This window comes from Nodularia spumigena CCY9414, from assembly GCF_000340565.2.
Taxonomy (GTDB): Bacteria; Cyanobacteriota; Cyanobacteriia; order Cyanobacteriales; family Nostocaceae; genus Nodularia; species Nodularia spumigena.
The window spans coordinates 5,380,414-5,404,547 of the sequence record NZ_CP007203.1 but is presented as its reverse complement, the minus strand read 5'-3'; the positions used below and the strand labels follow the sequence as shown (position 1 = coordinate 5,404,547).

Below are 24,134 nucleotides of genomic sequence, written 5' to 3'. Positions count from 1 at the left end.
GGCGGGTTCACCAAAATTCCCGTTAATCATGAATGATATGTGTAAACCCGCCCCTACCTACTACCCAGACAATAAGTAGGTTAACAGAAAAATTTAAAGGTATGTAAAGAAAAGTTAACCTAATTGGCTTTGTTAAATTTAGTACGTTCTGTCCGGTGTTTTCCTTTTTTACCTCTGGTTTCAACACCATCCATAACTGCATACGCTAGTTCTAATTCATCCTCAAACATTTTTCCAGCAATTTCATCTCGTTTAAGATGTTGCCATTCTAATTCAATTGGATTCATTTCCGAGCAATATTTAGGAAGGAAAAACATATATAAACCCATTTGTTCCCACTTTGTCCATAATGCCTGAACTTCTTTACAACAATGTATTGGTCCATTATCTTGAACTATGACTCTCATTCGTTTACTTTCAGATGCTTCTTGCGCCTCTTGTTCCATCATTTTGATGTAAGAACTGCGCTTAACTCCTCCAATTACTAGACCATAAATAAAGCTAATTAATGGCTGAAATAGCCCAATAATACTGATTCTGCGTCCACGTCTTTTTGTTTGTTCGAGCTTTTTTTGTTCTCCTTTTTGATAGTATGTATAACCTGAATCACTCCAAGCTGAAAATCCTGATTCATCCAAATATTTTAGGTCTATTTCTCCACTAGCCGCAGCCAGTTCTAACATATCCATATCTGCTTGTTTATTTGCACGAGTCACTGGATCTTGTTTTGCTTGATGACTTATTCTTATCCGCTTCCAAATCACCCCTTTTTTTTTAGTCCCCGTCTGATTGTGTTGGTACTTACTTTTATCCCACGCTCTTTATCCAGTTTTTCTGCTAATTGCTTACTGTTATAAGTTTGTGCTTCTTCTTTCAAGCATTTTTCTAAATATTCAATGTCAGCTTCCACCAATTTTGGCTTTCTCCCTCGACCTGGTAACTCATGGAGTCCTTCTATTCCTTCTTTTTCCCACTTATTCAACACGACTCTTACTGTTTGCTCTCCCCAATCAAAGTGAGCCGCTATTTTTTCCACATACCAACCATCTGCATTTAATCTGATTACTTCAGCTCTATCTTTTACTTTCTGCGGTACTTTCGCTGTTCTCAGGTCAAACAACTCTCTATCTTGTTTTTTTGTCAGGAATATCCTTAACCTTGACCCCATATTTACATCACCCTAATATATGTTTTTCCGTATTTACTTATCTTTACACACCTTTAATTTTTTTTGTTTACCTACTTAAACAAGCAGATATGGATATGTTAGAACTGGCTGCGGCTAGTGGAGAAATAGACCTAAAATATTTGGATGAATCAGGATTTTCAGCTTGGAGTGATTCAGGTTATACATACTATCAAAAAGGAGAACAAAAAAAGCTCGAACAAACAAAAAGACGTGGACGCAGAATCAGTATTATTGGGCTATTTCAGCCATTAATTAGCTTTATTTATGGTCTAGTAATTGGAGGAGTTAAGCGCAGTTCTTACATCAAAATGATGGAACAAGAGGCGCAAGAAGCATCTGAAAGTAAACGAATGAGAGTCATAGTTCAAGATAATGGACCAATACATTGTTGTAAAGAAGTTCAGGCATTATGGACAAAGTGGGAACAAATGGGTTTATATATGTTTTTCCTTCCTAAATATTGCTCGGAAATGAATCCAATTGAATTAGAATGGCAACATCTTAAACGAGATGAAATTGCTGGAAAAATGTTTGAGGATGAATTAGAACTAGCGTATGCAGTTATGGATGGTGTTGAAACCAGAGGTAAAAAAGGAAAACACCGGACAGAACGTACTAAATTTAACAAAGCCAATTAGGTTAACTTTTCTTTACATACCTTTAAATTTTTCTGTTAACCTACTTACAGGAAAAGGCCAGATTAAATGAAAAATGATGTTTTGACCAAAGGTCGGTTCACTGCATGGAATTTTCTATCGCTACACTCCTTGCCAATTTCACTGATGATAAATTGGTTGCTCGTAAAGTTTTGGAAAAGAAACTCGGTTGCGAGGATGAAATTAGTTTACAAAAACTTCACATTGCCTTGGAAGTTCTGGAAAAAATCGGAATTCTGGTGAAAGAACGCGGCAAATATCGCCGGGTGGCAGAAGAAGGTGTGATTGAAGCCAAACTCCGTTGTTCTAGTAAAGGCTTTTGCTTTGCTATTCAAGATGTGGAAGGAGCGGAGGATATTTATATTCGCGAAAGCCATTTGAGTAATGCTTGGAATGGCGATCGCGTTTTGGTAAGAGTCCTCAAAGAAGGTAGTCGTCGCCGTTCTCCAGAAGGAGAAGTTAAGCTGATCCTGGAACGTTCCAACCACACATTACTGGCACGAATCAAGCCAGTAGAAAACGGTTTTAGGGCTGTACCTTTAGATGATCGACTGCTGTTTGAACTCAAAATCCAAACAAACGGCATGAAATTAGAAGAGGCCATTGACCACCTGGCTCATGTGGAAGTGCTGCGTTATCCATTAGCACAACATCCCCCCTTAGGTCGAGTGGTACAAATCCTGGGTAGCGATGCTGAGGCTGCTGCTGATATAGATTTGGTAACTTGTAAGCACGATTTATCCCGTAATTTCCCGGATTCAGTTTTAGACGCAGCAGCTAAGTTGCCCAAAAGGCTCCTGAAAGCAGACCTGAAAAATAAACTAGATTTACGAAATTTATTTACTCTGACAATTGCAGGTGTTAATTTTGACACAAAATTCATTGAGAATGCTTTCAGTTTAGAAAAAACAGCAGAGGGACATTGGCTTTTAGGCTTTCATATTGCTGATGTTTCCCATTATGTCCACCCTGATGAACCCTTAGATAGAGAATCTGTGAAGCGGGGTAAATCAGTATACTTGGGCAATTTAGGGTTGCCAATGTTACCTGAATGTGTAGCCGAACGCTGTGCATTCGTAGAAGGAAGCGATCGCCTAGCCCTGTCTTTCTTAATTGCCATTGATCCACAGTCTGGAGAAGCGTTGGAGTGGGAAATTCAGCCCAGTGTGATCAATGTCGATGCAGCACTGAGTCGGCAAGAAGCAGAAGCTATTCTCACTGGTGAAACTGAAGATGAACTGCCAAAGGTAATTGAGATTCTGCAAGACCTAGAAACATTGCAAAAGGCAGTGAAACAGACGCGCCTGGCTCGTGGTAGCTTGCAGTTGAATTTACCACCTAATCAAAACCCCTACTATGATGAGGGGATATTGGGAGCAGTATTGGTCAATGATTTACCAGTGCGATCGCTCTTGACAGAGTTCGTGCTACTAGTGAATGAACTCATGGCTAAACATCTGAGTGCTTTAGGTATTCCGGCCATTTGGCGAGTCCAAGGTACACCGGATACCGAAGATGTTCAGGAAATGCTGAAGTTAGCCATCAATTTAGGTGTAGAACTCACACTAGAAGCAGAAGTAGATATTCAACCTTTGGATTATCAGCACTTAACTGGGGCTTTTGCTGAATCCCCATCAGAGCAAGTTCTGACTTATCTATTACAAGACACACTTAAACCAGCTGCCTATAACACCACGAAAGGAACCCACTTTGGTTTATCACTAGATCAATATACTCACTGTACTTCGCCTCTACGAAGATACCCAGATTTGCTCATACAAAGAGTGTATTATAGGTTACTAGAACATGGACGCGATCGCCGCAACACCCGTGTGAAAGAGCGAGTTAACCTGCGCCATTCTTCTTCTCACAACGAAATTAACTGGAACGTTCTCCCGCCAGAATTGCAACAAGAACTCCAAAGTGATTTGCATCGGGTAATTATCCAGATTAACGACAGAGAAAAAGAAGTCCAAGAAGCCGAAGCCGATTTAGCCGGACTACAAAAAGCCCAACTGATGAAACAGCGCATCGGTCAGGTCTTCCAAGGCGTAATTACTGGTGTACAATCCTATGGCTTCTTTGTGGAAATTGAAGTTCCAGCCGCCGAATCGAATCCTGGAGAAGATATCAGCGTACCTTTACGGGTAGAAGGACTGGTACACGTCAGTTCCCTCAAAGATGATTGGTATGAATACCGCGCCAGACAACAGGCACTATTTGGGCGGAAAAATCGAGCTTCTTACAGACTAGGCGATCGCGTAGCCGTGCAAGTGAAAAGTGTCGATTACTATCGTCAGCAAATTGATTTAGTAACTGTCAGCAGCGATCTTGTAGCTAAAGGTTTGGGTGTCAATGCTACCAACAACGACCCATCAGATATCTACTTACCCAGTAACTTGGATACATACGCAGAGGATGAGTGACATATTCCCACACTCGTTACAAGCTTGAGTGAAGGCTGCCAAGAATCACTTCTTGGTTTTCTGGGTTACTCCCGTTTGGCTAACGCTCACAGCGTTAGCCTGACGAGATTTCCACACTTCCCTAGCTCCTCTGCACAGGCAATTTACTTTCCGCCATCCCCTGGCGTACTAATTAGGGCAATGCCCCAATTTCTCAGATTTTGACCCGCAATCAACTTTACTAGCAGCCCCGTGTCAAACAACCCCAAACCCCTTATATTAGGCATATCTGGTGCATCTGGTCTCATCTACGCCGTTCACGCCCTCAAATATCTGCTCGCAGCAGACTATGAGATTGAACTAGTAGCCTCTAAATCAACTTACATGGTTTGGGCCAGCGAACAGGAAACTCGAATGCCAGCTGAACCAACCGCACAAGAGCAATTCTGGCGAGAACAAGCTGGAGTCGCTGTTGGGGGTAAACTACGCTGCCATCCTTGGGGTGATGTGGGAGCCGGAATCGCCAGTGGTTCTTTTCGCACCTTGGGGATGATTATCATGCCATGTAGCATGAGTACAGTGGCCAAGATAGCAGGTGGCTTGAGTTCCGACTTACTGGAACGGGCTGCGGATGTCCAGATTAAAGAAGGGCGAAAGCTAGTCATCGTTCCCCGTGAAACCCCATTTAGCCTGATTCACCTGCGAAACTTAACAACTTTGGCAGAAACTGGAGTCAGAGTTGTACCAGCCATTCCGGCTTGGTATCACAATCCTCAAAGCATTGAGGACTTAGTTGATTTTGTAGTTGCTCGTGCTTTAGATCAACTAGATATTGATTGCATTCCCATTCAGCGTTGGCAAGGAAGTAAATAAGTCCTGTGTTGTAATTGCTGTAAAAATGTAAAAGTAAAAACAGAGTAACTTTTGCCTTTTGCCTTTTGCTTTGATTGAGTAACTTTGACTTTTGCCTTTTCTATGGCTGTAATTCGCTTAATTCTGTTGGTAGCAGTACTAGGGATACTCACACTGTTGCTAATTCAAAATTGGTCGCCTGTCCTAGCGCTCGTATTTTTGGGTGTGCGAACTCTACCATTCCCCCTGGCAATGTGGATTTTTGTGAGTACTGCTGCTGGTGCTTTCACATCCCTAATTATTACTACCTTGCTGAAGGTATCAAATTATTTTGGGGAACCACAACGCCAAAGACCATATACATCAGTTGGAACTTCACCCCGCGCGAAAGCGACATCTAGGGAAGAACCTCAACCACCACGTTATAGACCTTCGACAGCAGCTAGTCAAACAGAGTCCACTCCCAGTAACGCATTTGACGATTGGGAGACGAATGATAGTAGAAATGATGATTGGGATTTTGATGAACAGCAACCAGAAGCACCTACCCCCAGTCCTCAAACTCCACCAGTTCGAGACTCTCAAACCTACGAACGCCAACAAGAACCTCAAAGTCGTTCCCAATCTGGTTCGGTTTATTCCTACAATTATCGTGATCCCAAAAATACTGCGGTAGGAAAAACTGAATCTGTGTACGATGCTGATTACCGGGTAATCATCCCCCCTTATGAACCATCGACTACTAACCCAGTGGATAATCAAGCAGATGATGATGACGACGATTGGAAGTTTTTTGAAGACGATGATTTTGAGGATGAAGATAAGCCGTCCCGTAAATAAGCTTTTAACTACTGGGATAGTACACGCTCACGAGACTCCTGTTTGACCTTACCGTTCATAGCTGCCTCTTGCAAAGCCATGAAAGCATTTAAATCTTCCAAGTCATACTGAGTAGTCAACAGATGCCGTAGTTGGTTTTCTGCTTCAACAGTCAGGTAGCTAGTTGCTAAAGCTTGTTGCACTACGTCACGAATTCGATTCATTGTTGATGCCTCACACATACCACATTGATTTATTTGGTCTTACTGCTGTTAGTGAACCTTCAAGTTGATGAACTTCATGGATCAAATGTTAAAAAACAAGTCATTTTTTACACTGAAATTTACTCTAATTATTGATATAGGCTTGTTATAACTAAGTTTGATAAGTTCAATACTGTGCTGTTAAAAAACATAGTATTTTGTGCCACTAAAATTTTCCACCAGAATGAGTCCTGTTGCTTTGTATTGACAGGATTTCTCTGGATAAAGTTTCATAGAAACTTTATGAAATTTCATTGAATCATTAAATATACTTAATAAAAAATTACCAAATGGTTCTATTTTAACTTGTTGAAATATTGCACAAGTAATATTACATACATATTTAAATTAAAGTAATTTTAGAAGTTAGGATGGATAATAGTGAAATTAACCCTAACTGGAGCAAAACGACTGGTGAGCAGCTTATTACAAGGAGTCAACCTGTACTTAATTGGTATGATGGGCGCTGGTAAAACGACTGTAGGACAATTACTAGCAAAGCATTTGGGTTATGGGTTTTTAGATACCGATAGTGTAATTACCCAATCAGCAGGAAGATCCATAAATCAGCTTTTTGCTGAAGAAGGTGAAGCAGCGTTTCGTCAGCTAGAAAGTGATGTATTGGCACAAGTTTGTGCTTATACGCGGTTGACTATAGCAACAGGTGGAGGCATCATTTTACGGACAGAAAACTGGAGTTACCTACATCACGGTTTAGTTGTGTGGCTAGACGTGCCAGTGGAATTACTCTACACCCGCTTGGCAGAGGATACCACAAGACCATTATTACAAGATGCTGATCCTCAAGGCAAATTGCGATCGCTTCTCGAACAACGAACACCACTTTACTCTCAAGCTGATCTCAAAATTACTGTGAGAGAAGAACAAACACCTGAAGACATTGCTAACAGAGTCATAGAAGCAATTCCCAGCGTTCTCAAACCACAAGTTTCTCAATGAACATCGAGCATTGCTACTGTCCAAATTCCAGCCTAGCCTGTTCATTTATTGCTCGTGCAATCAGTTTGATTGTGCCACATCCCAACGCAGTTGACACTCTCAGGGAGCCAAGCCAGGCTCGTTTTACACTTACCGAGTTTCCGATTAAAAAAGCCCTTGTTGTGACACAAGGGCAAGTAAAGCATTTGATTATCAGTGATGAAAGAAAATTTGCAACCTAGTCAATGTCATCCATGAACATAACTGGCTCAGTCTCACGGTTAATTCCCTTCTCAAAACCACCAGCAGCTGCGCGAGCGCGACCAGCGTGCCATAGGTGACCAATGAGGAAGAAGAAACCTAATACGAAGTGAGATGTTGCCAACCAAGCACGTGGAGATACGTAGTTGAAAGAGTTGATTTCAGTAGCCACACCACCTACAGAGTTCAAAGAACCCAAAGGAGCGTGAGTCATGTATTCAGCCGCACGACGTGCTTGCCAAGGTTGAATATCATTCTTGACTTTATCTAAGTCAAGACCGTTAGGACCACGTAGAGGTTCTAACCAAGGGCCTTGGAAGTCCCAGAAGCGCATGGTTTCACCACCGAAGATAATTTCACCGGTAGGAGAACGCATCAGGTATTTACCAAGACCTGTGGGGCCTTGTGCAGAACCGACGTTAGCACCTAAGCGTTGGTCACGAATCAAGAAGGTCAAAGCTTGAGCTTGAGAAGCTTCAGGACCAGTGGGGCCAAAGAATTCGCTGGGGTAAACGGTGTTGTTATACCAAACCATTGTGGAGGCGATGAATCCCATTAAGGAAAGAGCGCCTAAGCTGTAGGAAAGGTAAGCTTCGCCAGACCAGATGAACGCACGACGCGCCCAAGCAAAAGGCTTGGTGAAGATGTGCCAGATACCACCGGAAATACACATCAGGGCAATCCAGATGTGACCACCGATGACATCTTCCATGTTATTGACGCTCACAATCCAGCCTTCGCCACCGAAGGGAGATTTGATCAAATAACCGAAGATTACAGCAGGGTTTAATGTTGGGTTAGTAATAACACGAACATCACCACCACCAGGGGCCCAAGTATCGTACACACCGCCAAAGAACATTGCCTTCAGCACCAACAGCAACGCACCACATCCCAGGATGATTAGGTGGAAGCCGATGATGTTGGTCATCTTGTTCTTGTCTTTCCAGTCATAACCAAAGAAAGAAGAATATTCTTCTAAGGTTTCTGGGCCACGAACAGCATGATAGATACCGCCAAAACCCAGTACAGCTGAAGAAATTAGGTGGAGTACACCCACAACAAAATAGGGGAAGGTGTCGATAACTTCACCACCAGCACCAACACCCCATCCGAGGGTGGCGACGTGAGGAAGCAGGATTAAGCCCTGCTCGTACATGGGCTTTTCAGGAATGAAGTGAGCGACTTCAAATAAAGTCATCGCTCCCGCCCAGAATACAATCAAACCAGCATGGGCAACGTGTGCGCCCAGCAGTTTACCAGATAGGTTGATTAAACGAGCGTTTCCAGACCACCAAGCAAAGCCTGATGATTCTTGGTCACGTCCGCCGCCTAATACAGATGGTCTATTAGAGAGCGTTACCACGTGGTAGAACCTCCTCTGGGAATACGAATTGTTTATGTGGCTGATCTTGAGGAGCCATCCAAGCGCGGATACCCTCGTTCAACAAAATGTTTTTGGTATAGAAAGTTTCAAACTCTGGGTCTTCTGCTGCCCGTAATTCTTGGGAAACGAAGTCATAAGCCCGCAGGTTTAGTGCTAAACCAACAATCCCAATTGATGCCATCCATAAGCCAGTTACTGGCACAAATAGCATGAAGAAGTGTAACCAACGTTTGTTGGAGAATGCAATCCCGAAAATCTGTGACCAGAAACGGTTTGCTGTCACCATTGAGTAGGTTTCTTCAGCTTGGGTAGGGTTAAAAGCAGGGAAGGTGTTAGAAGAACCTTCACCGTCTTCAAACAAGGTATTTTCTACTGTGGCTCCGTGAATGGCACACAACAGCGCACCACCTAGAACACCTGCTACACCCATCATGTGGAAGGGGTTAAGTGTCCAGTTGTGGAAACCTTGGAGGAATAGTAGGAAACGGAAAATTGCAGCTACACCAAAGCTAGGGCCAAAGAACCAGCTAGACTGTCCCAAGGGGTACATCAGAAATACGCTGACGAATACCGCAATGGGGGCAGAGAAGGCGAGAGCGTTGTATGGACGGATGCCTACAAGACGGGCAATTTCAAATTGGCGCAACATGAAGCCAATCAATGCAAAGGCTCCGTGTAGGGCTACGAATGGCCACAAGCCACCCAATTGGAACCAACGGGTGAGGTTGCCTTGAGCTTCGGGTCCCCACAACAAGAGTAGGGAGTGTCCCAAGCTGTCTGGTGGGGAGGAAACTGCAACTGTTAAGAAGTTAGCTCCTTCCAGGTAAGATGATGCTAATCCGTGGGAGTACCAGGATGTGACGAATGTTGTACCGGTGAGCCAACCGCCTAGTGCTAGGTAAGCGCAGGGAAATAATAATATCCCTGACCAGCCTACGAATACAAAGCGATCGCGCTTTAACCAGTCGTCTAATACGTCAAACCACCCTCTACTAGGGGCGCGTCCAACTGCGATGGTCATTGAACTAAAATCCTCTTTTACTAAAATTGCAACGTCTTTGAAGCAGCGCTATCGGTAATTTTCCGACTTCATGCGACTGCAACGAGGAATTAACGTTTTTTTTGACAATCTCAGTAGCCTAAAAGCATCTGAGAATCTGAAAATTTACCGTCTTGATGATCGGAATTTCTCAGAGTTATGCCATTACACGTACCATCAGCTAATTACTAGCCTCTGGTAACTTAATGATTCTTAACTTATCACATTAGTTTGGGTTTTCGCCCAATGGACTTATGTAAATTAGCTATTAAACACAAACTCATTACTTATTATTAATATCAGAATTTTAACAATCTGACACAAGTTTTCTCAGAAATCTCAAAAGTTTAGCTACCCAACTTGCACGAAAAGCTCCGGAAATGGCAGACTTGGATAGGGAAGAACTCACAGGCCAAGGTAGTTCAATGACGGCATCAACAACAATCAACAAAGGTGATTCGCCCAATGGCGATCGCAAACCCTCAAGTATCCTGCATCAAGATGTTCTGGGTTCTCGTCGGTTTAGTAACTACTGGTGGGCAACTATCGTCACATTAGGAGCCACAGGCTTCTTTTTGGCTGGAATATCTAGTTACACGAAAGTAAATTTCCTGCTAGTGACCGATGCAACTCAACTGATATTCGTACCCCAAGGGCTAGTTATGGGGTTATACGGCACTGCGGGCTTACTTTTAGCCTCATATCTATGGCTAGTAATTTTATGGGATGTTGGAGGCGGCTACAACGACTTCAATCAGGAAACTGGGCGCATAAAAATTTTTCGTTGGGGATTTCCCGGCAAAAATCGACGCATTGAAATCGACAGCTATACTCAAGACGTGCAGTCTATACGAATAGACATCAAAGAAGGTCTTAATCCCCGTCGCGCCCTGTACCTACGCGTTAAGGGTCGGCGAGACATACCTTTAACACGGGTAGGTCAACCCTTATCTTTAGCAGATTTAGAAACTACAGGCGCAGAATTAGCCCGCTTTTTGGGAGTACCTCTGGAAGGACTTTGAAGAGGCAGGGGAGCAGGGAGCAGGGAGCAGGGGGGAAGAAGATTCTCCATCCCAATCCTTAATCCCCAATCCTTAATCCCTAGTCCCTAATTCAAAAATCACCTAAAAAAATAAGATACTCTGGTTGAATTAGTAACTGACTATGCGGTTAAAAATTTCACAATTTCTGGTTGTATTTTTGATAGTCGGTGCTTTGACTTTGGGAGGATGTTCAGGACAGGATGTGACTTCTGATCCCGCTTCTCCCACCTCTACAGCAGGTGAGACACAAACTACGACAAACACGGAAGCAACATCTGTATCTGAAACTATAAATGAGAGTGTTCCTGGAATGAAAGATTTACCACGGCTCGAAGGTAAGGCTACTGTGGTGATGACGGTTAACGGTTCGCCGGTTACTATCGAGGTAGACGGTACCAATGCCCCAATTACAGCTGGTAACTTCGTCGATTTAGTCCAAAAAGGTGTGTACGATGGTTTAGTTTTCCATCGTGTTGTCCGCGATCCCCAACCTTTTGTAGCTCAAGGGGGCGATCCTCAAGGTAAAGACCCAAGTTTTCCAGAAAATAGACTGGGAACAGGTGGTTACGTTGATCCTAAAACTGGGACGGAACGCCGGATACCTTTAGAAATTAAGCCGAAAGGCGAAGAAAAGCCCATTTATGGCAAGACTTTAGAATCGGCTCGTGTGAGTAAGCCACCTCAGTTACAGCATAAACTGGGTGCGGTAGCTATGGCGCGATCGCAAATGCCAGATTCAGCTTCTTCACAGTTTTACTTTGCTTTAGCTGATTTAGCTTTCCTGGATGGTAGCTATGCAGTGTTCGGTAATGTTACCGAAGGCTTTGATGTAGTTAATAAAATTCAGCAAGGCGATCGCATTGAATCAGCTAAAGTTACTCAAGGCGCAGAAAATCTCAAAACTCCTGAGTAAGAGGGAGTAGGGAGTGGGGAGTGGGGAGTAGGGGAAGAAGAGGCAGGGGAGCAGGGAGCAGGGAGCAGGGGGGAAAGTTCCTAGTCCCCAATACCCAGTACCGTACCCAGTACCCAATACCGAATCCCCAGTCCCCAATCCCCAATTCTGAAATGGTTGTTATCACTGGTATCGGTTTAGTCTCAGCTTTAGGCACAAGCTTAGAGGATAACTGGAAAAATTTAATCGCAGGTAAATCTGGTATTCAATGGTATCAACCATTTGCAGAACTGGAAGCATACCCTCTGGGTTTGATTGGTAAACAACCTGCTGAATTAAAAAGTTTGACTCAAATGGTTGTCGCTGCTGCATTAACAGACGCGGAATTAGTTCCACCTTTACCTGATTGTGCTGTGGTCATTGGCTCAAGTCGCAGTCACCAAGGCGCTTGGGAATCACTGGCGCGGCAGATGTATGGCAATCATCACCCCCAAACTGCTTTAAATACTGGGGATGTAGTCTTAGAGAATTGGTTGGATTTTTTACCTCATACTAATGCGATCGCCTCGGCTCGACAAATTGGTGCAACTGGTATAGTTTTAGCACCGATGGCTGCGTGTGCTACTGGTATTTGGGCGATCGCTCAAGCGGCTTTATTAATCGAAACTGGGCAATGTCAAAGAGCGATCGCCGGGGCTGTAGAAGCCCCCATTACACCCCTCACATTGTCAGGGTTTCAACAAATGGGCGCTTTGGCAAAAACAGGGGCTTATCCCTTTGATTTGCACCGAGAAGGCTTAGTATTAGGTGAAGGTGCGGCGGTGTTTGTCTTGGAATCGGCAGAATTAGCACAGCAGCGCCAAGCTAAAATTTATGGTAAGATTCTTGGCTTTGGCTTGACAGCAGACGCATATCATGGTAATGTTCCAGAACCAAATGGGAAAAGTGCGATCGCAGCGATTCAGCAATGTTTAAAACGCAGTTCCCTCACCCCAGCCGATATTGATTACATTCACGCTCATGGTACAGCCACTCTCCTAAATGACAGAGTAGAGAGTAAAATTATACAGAATATATTTCCCCAGAAAGTAGCAATAAGTTCCACCAAAGGGGCTACAGGTCATACATTAGGAGCATCAGGAGCTTTAGGTGTGGCATTTTCGCTTTTAGCCATGCAGCAAAAAATATTACCACCTTGCGTAGGATTGCAAACACCGGAATTTGATTTAAATCTGGTAATGGCGACGCGTGAAAGTGCAGTGCAGAGAGTGTTATGTTTGAGCTTTGGCTTTGGTGGTCAAAATGCTGCGATCGCCTTGGGTAAATTTTAGTTAAAGATTCCAAAACTTTTGTGCCATTGCTTCAACTGTTATTTCTAAATCTGGCAAATAATTTTCAATCACACTCCAAATAATATCAAGGTCTACATTCAAATATTCATGAGTTAATCTATTCCGAAATCCAGCAATGTTATTCCATTCGATTTCCGGATATTGATTTTTCCAATCTGGTGGGAGTTTTTGTACAGACTCACACATTATTTGAAGATTCCTTAACACTGCATCTTGGGTTTTTATATCTTTATAAAATACTTCTTTACCGTCAAGTGTATATTGCGTAATCCTGGTAATGCAGTCGCGAATATGAATCAAATAAACCCGACTATCTTTCATAGATAGACAGCCTCATGAAAAACTTTATCTCGAATTAAATCATGTAATGATTTAGGTGTAACAACATCAACTTTCCGATTCAAAAGATTTTCTAAATCTGAAATCAAACCACCTGGAAACCAAGGAGAGATTTTATCTAAATCGTAATCAACTAAAAAATCAATATCACTTGCGTCTGTTTCTTCGCCTCTTGCTACACTACCAAAAAGCCGCAAGTTATAAGCTCCATGTTGAGTCGCAATTCTCAAAATTTCTTCTCGTTTTTCGTGGAGCAATTGTTTTAAGCCTGTTTTTTCATCTTCTAACATACAGTTAACAGTTATCAGTTATCAGTTATCAGTGTTGAAGTTGTTTTTGAGTCTTGTTTTTTTGAGGATTGAAAATAGCATCTTTCCTATTTCGTCTGCGTCTGTGTAAATGCTGTTAAAGGCTTTTTCTTCAATATATCCTGTATCTTTCAAGAGAGAAAGCCAATATTTGGTTTCCAGACATTCCTTGTATGCAATGGATATTTTGGCAGAAAAGTCTGCTACCGAAATTCCTCCATTGGCTTCAGCAATATTTGCACCTATTGATGTACCACTTCTAATTAGTTGCTTTGACAAAATAAATTCTTTTTTGTCTTGAGTAAGATATTTATATGCTTTGACTATTCTGATGGCAAATTTATATGCTTTTTCGTATACCAAACTACTCATATCAGTTATCAGTTAATAGTAAACAGTTATTAGTTTATTATTAGAACTTTATGACAACCACCGAGTTTATTCGTAATTTTAACTGATAACTGATAACTGTTAACTGATAACTGATAACTGTTAACTGATAACTGTTAACTGACATCACGCCACAGCCACCACGCGAAAACCAACATTGTTGTTACGATTCGCGCGCGCGTTCCTATTGCGATTGGCAGAACGGCAATTCCTAGCGTTGTTGATCCAACTACCGCCACGCAGCAGCTAAAATCGACCTGCCCCAACCTCAAATTCTCAACTGAATGAGAAGTTTGATTAAATGTAGTGTATAATGGATTTGATATCAAGACACCAGATTTGAGAAAAAATTTTTTTCCGCCTAGCGGCGGGGAAAGAAGTGAAAAGAATAAGAAGTGCAGAGGGCAAAAGGGCAAGAGTGTAAAGGGCAAGGAATCCTCACGCCACAGCCACAGCCACCACGCGAAAACCAACACGGTTGTAACGAAGCGCGCGCGCGACCCAATAGCGATTGGCAGAACGGCAAGTCCTAGCGAGGTCGAGCCAACTACCGCCACGCAGCAGCTTTGTGTTATTATCGCTACCATTCAACCACGGAGTACCGTCTATGGGCGCGCCTTGGTAGCTACTATTATATATATCTTGACACCATTCCCATATATTACCATGCATATCGTATAAACCGAAAGAGTTTGGCGGAAAATTTCCTACATTTGTTGTTTGTTCACGATATTCACCTTTTGGTGCTGAGGCGTATGGAAAATTTCCGTCGTAATTAACTAAATCTGTGGTAATCGTTTCACCAAAATAAAACGGTGTCGTTGTTCCCGCACGACAAGCATATTCCCATTCAGCCTCGCTGGGTAGCCTGTAGGTTTTTCCTGTCTTCTGACTCAATTTTTCACAGAATTCTACCGCCTCATCCCAACTTACTGTTTCTACAGGTCTTTTCTCACCCTTGAAGTTAGCAGGATTTGTCCCCATAATTGCTTGATACTGTGCCTGAGTAACTGCATATTTACCCATGAAGAAACCAGGAACCCTTACCTGACGCTGGGGACCTTCATCGTCATCTCGCGCTGCTTCCTCTGGTGGTGAACCCATTGTAAAAGTTCCCCCTGGTATCTGCACCATTTCCAAAGACACACCATTTCCTAAATTTTCTTCAAAGTATTCTGCTTGCAGGTTGCGGCGGTTAGTAATATTTCCCTGTACATTTACGGTAACAGTTTCAAAGGAAAAGGTTTCCACGCTATTTGAGGGAGTAGAAGGTTGGGAAGGAGAAGGAGTTTCTACAACTACTGGTGGAATTTCACTTGTCACCGGAGTTGTAGTAGTAATATCTCCAGAATCAGAGGGAAATAACAACCGATTCCCGATAACAGCCAAACCAAATCCCCCAGCTAACCATCCCGCAGTTTTAATTACCTGACGGCGTGACAAATCAGATGTTGGCTGTGGGGGTGGTTGTCGTCGTTGTGGTTGTGGCTGTAGCTGTTGAGGTGATGGTGGATTTAGTTGTGTCGGTGCTATCTGTGGCGGTGGCTGTGACGGCTGGAGGGCTTGCAATGCTACCTCTGCTGAAAAATATCTATCTCGAAAGTGATAACTCACCATCTTATTTAAAACACCTGCCAGTTTGTCACTGACATTTGCATAATTACGCCAAATCACTTCACCATCAGTGGGGTCTTTTGGTAGTTCGTGGGGTTGTCTCCCTGTTAAAGCATAAATTCCCAACATCCCCACTGCGTAAACATCGCTGCATAATTTTGGTTGTCCGGCTGTTTGTTCACTTGGCATATAGCCATTAGTTCCAATGACAACGCTAACACTAGTTTGACCTTGGCTATTCACCATCACGGTGTTTATTTCTTTGACTGCACCAAAGTCAATTAACACTATTTTCCTATCTTGACGGCGACGCATTAAGTTTGCGGGTTTGATGTCGCGGTGGATGATATTTTTTTTGTGAACTACTGCTAATACTTCCAAAATTTCTTGTAATAGTTTGGTGACTTCTGTTTCACTCAACTTTTTACCAGGACTGATTTCTTTGCTTAAGTCCTGTCCATCTACAAATTCTTGGACTAAATAAAATTCACCTTGTTCTTCAAAGTGGGCAAATAGTCGGGGTATCTGGTCGCTATCATTACCTAAACGGTATAACACCTTCGCTTCGCTATCAAATAATCTTCTAACAATTTCTAATACTGCGGGGTTGGAGTTGGCCTTGAGGTGTTTGACTACACACTTGGGATGGTTGGGTAAATCTATATCTTCTGCTAAATAGGTGTCGCCAAATCCGCCACTTCCTAAGATGTAGATGATTTTATAGCGTTGACGGAGGATTGTACCAGTCGTAGGCATGATTTTTGACTCGGCGCTGGGGAATTGAGCTTTATTGTGCCAAATTTCTCATTATTAAAGCAAGTGATTCTACTCACACAGGATTTTCTTGTGGGATGGGTGTCCTCACCCGTCCCCTAATCAGGTCTTTACCCACCCCGCAGATTCTGAGAAACGGATATGATAGAAAAGTAAATAAAACTTCAAAAATATTTATCAAATGCTGATTGACTTCCCTGGCTTGACCAAAGTAAAGGACTCAGTTAAAGAAAAAATTTTCTTCGGTCATGAACCCAGCGCCGAGTTAATTGCTATTCTTACCGTCTACTTTGTCCAAGGAATTTTAGGGTTGGCGCGTCTAGCTGTCAGCTTTTTTCTCAAAGATGAACTGCTACTGAGTCCGGCTCAAGTGTCCGCACTATTGGGAATTGTAGCCTTACCTTGGATAATCAAACCAGTGTTTGGCTTTATTTCCGATGGCTTACCCATATTCGGCTACCGTCGCCGACCATATTTAATCCTCTCTGGGTTATTAGGAGCGATTTCTTGGGTATGTTTAGCCACCATAGTTCATAGTAGCTGGGCAGCTACACTGGCGATCGCCCTTGGTTCACTTTCCGTCGCAGTCAGTGATGTCATAGTTGACTCATTAGTTGTGGAAAGAGCCAGAGCAGAATCCCAAGCAGCAGCCGGTTCATTACAATCTTTGTGCTGGGGTGCTTCCGCATTTGGCGGTTTACTCACCGCTTACTTTAGCGGAGTGCTGCTAGAACATTTCACCACCCGCACCGTATTTTGGATTACCGCCTCATTTCCCCTCATCGTTTCCGCAGTAGCTTGGTTAATCGCCGAAACCCCCGTCAGCAAAAACACCCAAGATAATCACAGCAATAATCCTCTTAGCACCAAACATCAACTCAAACAACTGCGCCAAGCAGTCACCCAAAAAGCCATTTGGCTACCCACAGCCTTTGTATTTGTCTGGTTAGCCACCCCCACAGCAGATTCCGCCTTCTTCTTCTTCAGCACCAACGAACTACACTTTCAACCAGAATTTTTAGGACGGGTAAGACTGGTAACAAGTGGCGCTTCCTTAATTGGAATTTGGATTTTTCAACGCTTCCTAAAAAGTGTATCATTCCGCAAGATTTTTGCTTGGAGTACAGTGCTTTCCTCAGCCTTGGGAATGACAATGCTGCTGCTGGTGACTCATACCAACCGAACATTAGGTATAGATGACCACTGGTTTAGCTTAGGAGATAGCCTCATCCTCACCGTCATGGGACAAATCGCCTATATGCCAGTATTAGTATTAGCAGCGAGATTATGTCCCCCAGGAGTAGAAGCCACATTATTTGCTGTACTCATGTCCGTTTCTAACTTAGCAAATATGGTTTCTTATGAATTTGGAGCCATCATCATGCACTGGTTAGGTATCACTGAAACTAACTTTGAATTACTGTGGTTATTAGTAATTATCACAAACCTCAGTACACTATTACCATTACCCTTCATTCGTTGGCTACCTGCTAACGACCCGCAAGCCGATTTACCAACATTACAACCAGCTGCGGTAACAAATGAAGAAGAATCATTGTTACCCAACTTAGTACCCTAATTGATAAGCAGCTTAATTGTCCTTCTTACCTTTGCGTCTTTGCGCCTTTGCGCGAACCTAATCCATATTTTCCATCAAATTTAAAAACAGATGCAGACCTTAAAAACAGAAGAAAATTTAAGTCCCGAAAAATCCTATACTCGTGAAGATTGGCAAGGAGGATATAAATCCCTAACCCAAGAATATGATTATTGGATTGATGATGTAGAAGGACAAATTCCCCCAGAACTACAAGGGACATTGTTTAGAAATGGCCCCGGTTTACTCGATATCAATGGACAATCGATTCATCACCCCTTTGATGGTGATGGTATGATTAGCCGCATCAGCTTTGCGAATGGTCGCGCCCATTTCCGTAACCGCTTTATCCGCACAGAAGGCTATTTAGCAGAACAAAAAGCCGGAAAAATCCTGCACAGAGGTGTCTTTGGTACACAAAAACCCGGCGGTTGGTTAGCGAATATTTTCGACTTCAAAATTAAAAATATTGCTAATACTAACGTTATCTATTGGGGTGGTAAACTTTTAGCACTTTGGGAAGCAGCAGAACCCCATCAACTTGACCCCAATACATTGGAAACGTTAGGAAAAGAATATTTCAATGGTGTACTTTCAACAGGTGAAGCTTTCAGCGCCCATCCCCGCTTTGACCCTAGTTGTAACCAAGACGGTGGCGCACCTTGTCTGGTAAATTTCTCCATCAAACCCGGACTATCCACCACAATTACGATATTTGAACTCAACCCAGACGGTAAAGTTGTGAGAAAACACGCTCATAGTGTTCCGGGTTTCTGTTTCATCCACGATTTTGTCATTACTCCCAATTACTGTATCTTCTTTCAAAATCCCGTCACCTTTAACCCCATACCTTTAGCCTTGGGAATACGTGCGGCTGGAGAATGTATCAAATTTCAGCCAAATCAACCCACCCAAATTATAGTGATTCCCCGTCACACTCAAACAGGGATAAAAATTCTCGAAACTCAGGCTGGTTTTGTGTTCCACCACGCAAATGCTTTTGAAGTTGATAATGAAATCGTCATTGACTCGATTTGTTACGAAACACTCCCAGAAGTCGAGCCAAAAAGCGATTTTCGCCAAGTGAACTTTGAAGCAATATCACCTGGACAACTGTGGCGCTTCCATGTTAATCTTGATAATGGAAACCTATGTTCACAAATAATTGAAAGTCGTTGTTGTGAATTCCCCAGTATAAATACTGAACTTGTCGGACGAGATTACCAATATTTATACATAGGCGCAGCACATGGGGAAACAGGTAACGCGCCCCTGCAAGCATTACTAAAAATCGATTTAAAGTCAGGCGAAAGACAACTGTGGAGCGCTGCGCCCCGTGGTTTCATCGGTGAGCCGATATTTGTCCCCCGCCCAGATGCAAAAAAAGAAGATGACGGCTGGGTACTATCCTTAGTATATGATGCTACACACCATCGCTCAGACTTAGTAATATTAGATGCCAGCGATTTTAATAAAGGCGCAGTAGCCAAACTACACCTCAAACATCATATTCCCTATGGACTACATGGCAACTTCACCACCCAAATCTAACACTCCGCGAACCTTTGCGCTTCCCTCCGCGCCCCTTTGCGTTGAAAAATTAACTTGTAAATCATCACGAGGATGGGGCGTAGGAACCATAATTAAATCCAGATTTTGTCCTGGGACTAATTCCCAATGATACTCACGAATCAAAAGAGCAGCAAATAACTTCATCTCCAACTTGGCAAACTCCTTACCCAGACATTCGCGCACACCCCCACCAAATGGTACATAACCAAAGGGTTTTTGTTTATCCTCAACCCGTTCTGGTGCAAAGCGTTGGGGGTCAAAGCTTTCTGGTTCAGTATATGTACTGCTATCTTGATGTGTTTTACCTATCTGGTAAAGCACAGACCAACCTTCAGGAATCTGGTAGCCATTAAATTCAGATGACTGGATAACCCGCCGAAAGCCTCCACCCACGGGCGGAATAGTTCGCAAAACTTCCTTGAGTACTTGGTCTAGATATTGCATCTGCTTGAGATGTTCTAGTGTCAAAGATTCCTCAATAGCCAATTGCTGTTGTTCGGCGAGAGCTTGTGCTAATACTTCGGGATGCTGTGCTAATTGTAAACAAAAAGAGGCGATCGCTGAAGTCAATGTTTCATGACCAGCAAACAGCAATAATAGCACTTGGTCTTTGAGTTCTGCCAAGCTGAGGCGATTTCCATCTTCGTCTTCGGCTTGTAGAAGCAGCCCCAAAGCATCTGCATCGGAATGAGGCTGTTGTTGACGTTGCAGGATAATTTCTTCAATTTTGACCAATAGCTGCTGACGACAACGCAACGCCCGACCAAACTTAGTCCAAGGTAAATTTATGGGAATAGTGAATAAACCCGCACACCACTCTTCAAATAACTCACCAAAATGGCTATCAGATGCCGCATCTGTTCCTATGAGTAACTTGCAAGCCACATCAAAGGTATAATTTCTCAATTCAGGATACCATTTGAAAGTACCCATGCGTTGCCATTTATGTAAATAATTGTGGGTAATTTCCTCCATTTTGCTTGTATACCCAGCTAACGCCCTTGGTTGAAAGGCTTGGGAAAGCAACTTGCGGCGCTTTTGGTGTGTACCTCCTGTTTGTAATGCTAAAGATGCTGGCCCTAGCAGAGTTTTCGTACTATCAGGCCAACTTATCGTAAAATTTTGGTTTTCATTGCTGAATAAAAAACGATTAGCCTCAGCCCCAATCATCATAATTGTAGGTTGTCCAAATAAATGAGTTTTGAAGATGGGTCCGTATTGCTGGTATCGCTGTTCAGCAAATTCTGGGTCACGCAAAAAGCTAATTGTTTCGCCAATCAAAGGTAGCCCCAAATTGCCAGGGGGAAGCGGTAGTTTATTTTGAGTCTGGGAATTAGTGGTTTCCATAAAAATATACTCATCTTTATGATTATCCTAATACTCAATGAATGCGATCGCCATCCTTTAAGCAATTCTGAAAAAAAACTAAGACTTGATTAAATTGTCACAAAAACTACAAAATTGCCATTTTTATCCAGTCTAGGATAAGATAAGCGCATACATATCCGGTACGCGAAGATACCGCGACTAGGAGAAAAGTTTATGGTGTTAACATCTCCCTTACCGTTGGAAGCTGCCACTCCAGCACATATTTGCCCATTTGATCAAGCGTGTAGTTACTTAGATGCAGCAGGTAAAGAATTAAAGCTAGATCAAGGTGTCTTGGCAATTCTCAGTAATCCCCGCAAAGTAGTCACAGTTTCCATACCCGTGAAGCTAGATAATGGTGAAATCCAGGTTTTAGCGGGACATCGGGTGCAGCACTCTGATATTTTAGGCCCTTATAAAGGTGGAATTCGTTACCATCCAGCCGTGACACTGCGGGAAGTTTCCGCCTTAGCCATGCTGATGACTTGGAAATGTGCGTTATTGGGTATACCTTATGGCGGTGCAAAGGGAGGAATAGCCATAAATCCCAAAACTTATAGTGTGGGCGAATTAGAAAGAATCAGTCGCCGCTATATCAGCGAATTAATTAAAGATATTGGCCCCTCTGTAGATATTCCCGCCCCAGATATGGGTACTTCCGCCCGTGAAATGGCTTGGATGATGGATACTTATTCTGTAAACGTTGGTCATGCTGTCCCCGGAGTGGTTACTGGTAAACCTCTTTCTATTGGTGGTTCCTTGGGAAGGGAAATGGCCACGGGTAGAGGTGTAATGATTATTGTCCGTGAAGCATTAGCCACCCAAGGTAAATCCCTTGCAGGAGTGCGAGTAGTGATTCAGGGTTTCGGTAATGTCGGAGGTGCAGCAGCAGAATTGTTACACAAAGAGGGAGCGAAGATTTTAGCTGTTTCCACAGGTTCAGGGGGTATTTATTCCCCAGATGGTCTTGACATTCCGGCATTAAAAGCCTACGCTTCCGAAAATCATAAAAGTATTGCAGGGTTTCCGCAAACAACACCCATTAGCAATGCAGATTTATTAACTTTAGATTGCGACGTTTTAATTCCAGCAGCTTTGGAGAATCAAATTACCACAGAAAATGTGCATCAAATACAAGCGCAAATTGTCGCAGAAGCAGCTAATGGTCCAGTGACTTTGGAAGCGAACCAATTTCTAGAAACGCATGGTGTAACTGTGTTACCAGATATTTTAGCCAATGCTGGGGGTGTCGTTGTCAGTTATTTAGAGTGGGTGCAGGGTCTTTCTTATCTGTTTTGGGATGAAGAACGTGTGAATCATGAAATGGAAAAGTTAATGGTGCAAGCTTATCACCAAGTGATTCAGCAGTCAAAGATACGGCAAATTCCTCTGCGATTAGCAGCCTATACTTTGGGTGTGGGTAGAGTTGCACAGGCGCTGGCTGATAGAGGTCTTTATCCTTAGTCATTAGTCATTAGTCATTGGTCATTGGTCATTGGAAAATTTCTTCCCCCAAGCAATCTTGCTTAAGGATTGACAAAGAAAAAAGTATCCCAAATTTGCTTGTGGTGCGGGCATCTTGCCCGCTAATGACGAATCCTTATCTGAATTATCCCCCTTACTCCCTGCTCCCTCGCCTCTTTTTCACCGCGCCCATTGTTGTAAAATATAAGCATAAAAAGCATCCTTATTGACCTTATCCATCGCATAAACTTTCCGTTCCCCAGCGACTACCTTAGTCCGTCCCTGACTTAAACCAGTGGTGATAATTTCTATTTCCCATTCACGCAATTGATAAAATTCTGGGTGTCCTAAATAAGCCGTAGCTAGGACATCCCAAAAATAATAATCTTGGGGAATAACTAAGGCATAACATTGACCAGCTAAATCAGATATAGGATAATGGCGTTGTCGTCCCATTTTGTATACTAAATCCGATGTGACAGGCACATTATTAGTTAAATCCAAAGGACACATAATTATTTCAATTTGAGTTTGCAATACCCTCGCTGCGGAAACTGCATCCCAATAAACATTCCATTCGGCTGAACCATCTTGTCCTGGTTCTAAACTTTTTTCGACATTTCCACCAACATTTAATGCACCCCCCATCCAAACTATTTTGGCTATCTTCCCTTCAATATCCGGTGCTTTATCTAAGGCTGTTGCTACTGTGGTTAAAGGCCCCGTTACCATTAGCGTTACTGGTGCTGGTGCTTCACGCAAAACCCGAACCATGAAATCTTGACCTGTTTCTGCAACCAAAGGCGTGTTGATAAATTCACTTTGATTGAGAATGGGGAGATGGTCAACAATAAACGAATCACGGCGGTAGAGATGAGGAAAAGGATTAATTCCGCGTACAGTACTTTCTGCCACTGGGATGTGAGAAAATTCCATTAAATCTAAAATTTTACGTGTCGCACTCACAGCAGGTTGAATATAGCAGTCGGCTGGAGTCACAACAATACCTAAAAGTTCGATATGATCCATTGTTAACAACAGCATGGTTGCTAAATAATCATCAACACCGCCATCATGATCCATTAATACGAGTTGTTTAGACATATAGGAGAATTAACAAATGGATGAATTTATGGAAGCTGCGATCGCACAAGCAAAACAAGGTAGAAAAGAAGGTGGGATTCCCATCGGTTCTGTACTTGTGAAAGATGGCAAAATTATTGGCAGAGGACACAATAAACGTGTGCAAGATAATGATCCTGTCACCCACGCCGAAATAGATTGTCTCCGCAATGCTGGGCGAGTTGGTAGCTATAGAGGTACAACACTTTACTCTACCTTAATGCCGTGCTATTTGTGCGCTGGTGCAGTAGTACAATTTGGCATTAAAAAAGTCATCGCCGGAGAATCGAGAACTTTTCCTGGTGCTAAAGATTTTATGGTATCTCACGGTGTGGAAGTCATTGATCTCAATCTTGATGAATGCGAACAAATGATGAGCGAATTTATTGAAACTAATCCCGAAATATGGAATGAAGATATTGGCAATTAGTCATTAGTCATTAGTCATTAGTCTGCTCACCTGCTTCTCCTATATGACTACTATTTGAT

At 42.9% G+C, this 24,134-nt stretch carries 23 protein-coding genes; 12 read left to right on the top strand and 11 right to left on the bottom strand.

Annotated features, from left to right (window positions below; translation table 11 throughout):
* Nucleotides 1-119: 119 nt before the first annotated feature.
* Nucleotides 120-1,168, bottom strand: a protein-coding gene (locus tag NSP_RS24915; RefSeq protein WP_231859466.1) for an IS630 family transposase whose coding sequence is annotated in 2 segments (ribosomal slippage) — nt 120-773 and nt 776-1,168 — 1,047 coding nt in all. Because the reading frame shifts where the segments join, the coding sequence is not laid out codon by codon here.
* Between the two features lie 89 nt (nt 1,169-1,257).
* Between NSP_RS24915 and NSP_RS23350 the strand changes: the two genes are divergently transcribed.
* The 4 genes from NSP_RS23350 to NSP_RS23330 all read left to right on the top strand — a co-directional run bounded on the left by NSP_RS23350 (nt 1,258) and on the right by NSP_RS23330 (nt 5,942).
* On the top strand, nt 1,258-1,827 hold the full coding sequence (locus tag NSP_RS23350; RefSeq protein WP_081450167.1) for a transposase: 570 nt from the start codon (nt 1,258-1,260) through the stop codon (nt 1,825-1,827).
* 104 nt (nt 1,828-1,931) lie between these two features.
* Entirely contained in the window at nt 1,932-4,271 is a 2,340-nt protein-coding gene (locus NSP_RS23345) for a ribonuclease R family protein (protein ID WP_006198339.1), read from the top strand.
* A gap of 231 nt (nt 4,272-4,502) precedes the next feature.
* Entirely contained in the window at nt 4,503-5,123 is a 621-nt protein-coding gene (locus NSP_RS23335) for a flavin prenyltransferase UbiX (RefSeq protein ID WP_042202854.1), read from the top strand.
* Between the two features lie 102 nt (nt 5,124-5,225).
* Nucleotides 5,226-5,942 (top strand): LapA family protein, encoded by a 717-nt coding sequence (locus NSP_RS23330; RefSeq protein WP_006198342.1) that lies wholly within the window; start codon nt 5,226-5,228, stop codon nt 5,940-5,942.
* Between the two features lie 8 nt (nt 5,943-5,950).
* On the opposite strand, the gene NSP_RS23325 is transcribed toward NSP_RS23330, so the two are convergent.
* Nucleotides 5,951-6,145, bottom strand: coding sequence for a hypothetical protein (locus NSP_RS23325; protein ID WP_006198343.1), 195 nt, complete (start codon nt 6,143-6,145; stop codon nt 5,951-5,953).
* Nucleotides 6,146-6,598: 453 nt separating this feature from the next.
* Between NSP_RS23325 and NSP_RS23320 the strand changes: the two genes are divergently transcribed.
* On the top strand, nt 6,599-7,144 hold the full coding sequence (locus tag NSP_RS23320) for a shikimate kinase (protein ID WP_017804468.1): 546 nt from the start codon (nt 6,599-6,601) through the stop codon (nt 7,142-7,144).
* Between the two features lie 217 nt (nt 7,145-7,361).
* On the opposite strand, the gene psbC is transcribed toward NSP_RS23320, so the two are convergent.
* Nucleotides 7,362-8,750: a photosystem II reaction center protein CP43 gene (gene psbC / locus NSP_RS23310; RefSeq protein WP_006198346.1), complete on the bottom strand. Its 1,389-nt coding sequence runs from the start codon at nt 8,748-8,750 to the stop codon at nt 7,362-7,364.
* The gene (psbD, locus tag NSP_RS23305; RefSeq protein ID WP_006198347.1) at nt 8,734-9,792 is read right to left on the bottom strand and encodes a photosystem II D2 protein (photosystem q(a) protein); all 1,059 of its coding nucleotides are present in this window, start codon (nt 9,790-9,792) and stop codon (nt 8,734-8,736) included. The genes psbC and psbD overlap by 17 nt, the downstream gene beginning before the upstream one ends.
* A gap of 443 nt (nt 9,793-10,235) precedes the next feature.
* Between psbD and NSP_RS23300 the strand changes: the two genes are divergently transcribed.
* The 3 genes from NSP_RS23300 (at nt 10,236) to NSP_RS23290 (ending at nt 13,076) form a co-directional block, all read left to right on the top strand.
* Complete coding sequence (locus NSP_RS23300; RefSeq protein ID WP_044482863.1) at nt 10,236-10,832, top strand: photosystem I assembly protein Ycf4; 597 nt, start codon at nt 10,236-10,238, stop codon at nt 10,830-10,832.
* Nucleotides 10,833-10,974: 142 nt separating this feature from the next.
* Nucleotides 10,975-11,766 (top strand): peptidylprolyl isomerase, encoded by a 792-nt coding sequence (locus tag NSP_RS23295; RefSeq protein WP_017804466.1) that lies wholly within the window; start codon nt 10,975-10,977, stop codon nt 11,764-11,766.
* Between the two features lie 152 nt (nt 11,767-11,918).
* Entirely contained in the window at nt 11,919-13,076 is a 1,158-nt protein-coding gene (locus NSP_RS23290) for a beta-ketoacyl-ACP synthase (RefSeq protein WP_017804465.1), read from the top strand.
* Here the strand turns inward: NSP_RS23290 and NSP_RS23285 are convergent, their stop codons facing one another.
* From NSP_RS23285 to NSP_RS23270, 5 genes are all read right to left on the bottom strand, one after another.
* Nucleotides 13,077-13,418 (bottom strand): HepT-like ribonuclease domain-containing protein, encoded by a 342-nt coding sequence (locus tag NSP_RS23285; RefSeq protein ID WP_017804464.1) that lies wholly within the window; start codon nt 13,416-13,418, stop codon nt 13,077-13,079.
* Nucleotides 13,415-13,726, bottom strand: a complete 312-nt coding sequence (locus NSP_RS23280) for a nucleotidyltransferase family protein (RefSeq protein ID WP_017804463.1) — start codon at nt 13,724-13,726, stop codon at nt 13,415-13,417. Before NSP_RS23280 ends, NSP_RS23285 begins: the two co-directional genes overlap by 4 nt.
* 21 nt (nt 13,727-13,747) lie before the next feature.
* Complete coding sequence (locus tag NSP_RS23275; RefSeq protein WP_017804462.1) at nt 13,748-14,116, bottom strand: four helix bundle protein; 369 nt, start codon at nt 14,114-14,116, stop codon at nt 13,748-13,750.
* Nucleotides 14,117-14,260: 144 nt separating this feature from the next.
* Nucleotides 14,261-14,377 (bottom strand): SUMF1/EgtB/PvdO family nonheme iron enzyme, encoded by a 117-nt coding sequence (locus NSP_RS25770; protein ID WP_269454151.1) that lies wholly within the window; start codon nt 14,375-14,377, stop codon nt 14,261-14,263.
* A gap of 195 nt (nt 14,378-14,572) precedes the next feature.
* The gene (locus tag NSP_RS23270; protein ID WP_017804461.1) at nt 14,573-16,504 is read right to left on the bottom strand and encodes a bifunctional serine/threonine-protein kinase/formylglycine-generating enzyme family protein; all 1,932 of its coding nucleotides are present in this window, start codon (nt 16,502-16,504) and stop codon (nt 14,573-14,575) included.
* A 199-nt stretch (nt 16,505-16,703) separates the two neighbouring features.
* Between NSP_RS23270 and NSP_RS23265 the strand changes: the two genes are divergently transcribed.
* Both NSP_RS23265 and NSP_RS23260 read left to right on the top strand, forming a co-directional pair.
* Nucleotides 16,704-18,101, top strand: coding sequence for a folate/biopterin family MFS transporter (locus tag NSP_RS23265; RefSeq protein WP_006194690.1), 1,398 nt, complete (start codon nt 16,704-16,706; stop codon nt 18,099-18,101).
* A 90-nt stretch (nt 18,102-18,191) separates the two neighbouring features.
* On the top strand, nt 18,192-19,670 hold the full coding sequence (locus NSP_RS23260) for a carotenoid oxygenase family protein (protein WP_006194689.1): 1,479 nt from the start codon (nt 18,192-18,194) through the stop codon (nt 19,668-19,670).
* Here the strand turns inward: NSP_RS23260 and NSP_RS23255 are convergent.
* Nucleotides 19,641-21,038, bottom strand: coding sequence for a cytochrome P450 (locus NSP_RS23255; protein WP_006194688.1), 1,398 nt, complete (start codon nt 21,036-21,038; stop codon nt 19,641-19,643). The two genes, NSP_RS23260 and NSP_RS23255, sit on opposite strands and share 30 nt — an antisense overlap.
* A gap of 195 nt (nt 21,039-21,233) precedes the next feature.
* Here NSP_RS23255 and NSP_RS23250 point away from each other — a divergent pair, with 195 nt between their 5' ends.
* Nucleotides 21,234-22,523: a Glu/Leu/Phe/Val family dehydrogenase gene (locus NSP_RS23250; RefSeq protein ID WP_006194687.1), complete on the top strand. Its 1,290-nt coding sequence runs from the start codon at nt 21,234-21,236 to the stop codon at nt 22,521-22,523.
* 180 nt (nt 22,524-22,703) lie between these two features.
* On the opposite strand, the gene NSP_RS23245 is transcribed toward NSP_RS23250, so the two are convergent.
* Nucleotides 22,704-23,627, bottom strand: coding sequence for a nucleoside hydrolase (locus tag NSP_RS23245; protein WP_006194686.1), 924 nt, complete (start codon nt 23,625-23,627; stop codon nt 22,704-22,706).
* Nucleotides 23,628-23,643: 16 nt separating this feature from the next.
* On the opposite strand from NSP_RS23245, the gene NSP_RS23240 reads away from it, so the two are divergent.
* Nucleotides 23,644-24,075 (top strand): nucleoside deaminase, encoded by a 432-nt coding sequence (locus NSP_RS23240; protein ID WP_006194685.1) that lies wholly within the window; start codon nt 23,644-23,646, stop codon nt 24,073-24,075.
* Nucleotides 24,076-24,134 lie beyond the last annotated feature (59 nt).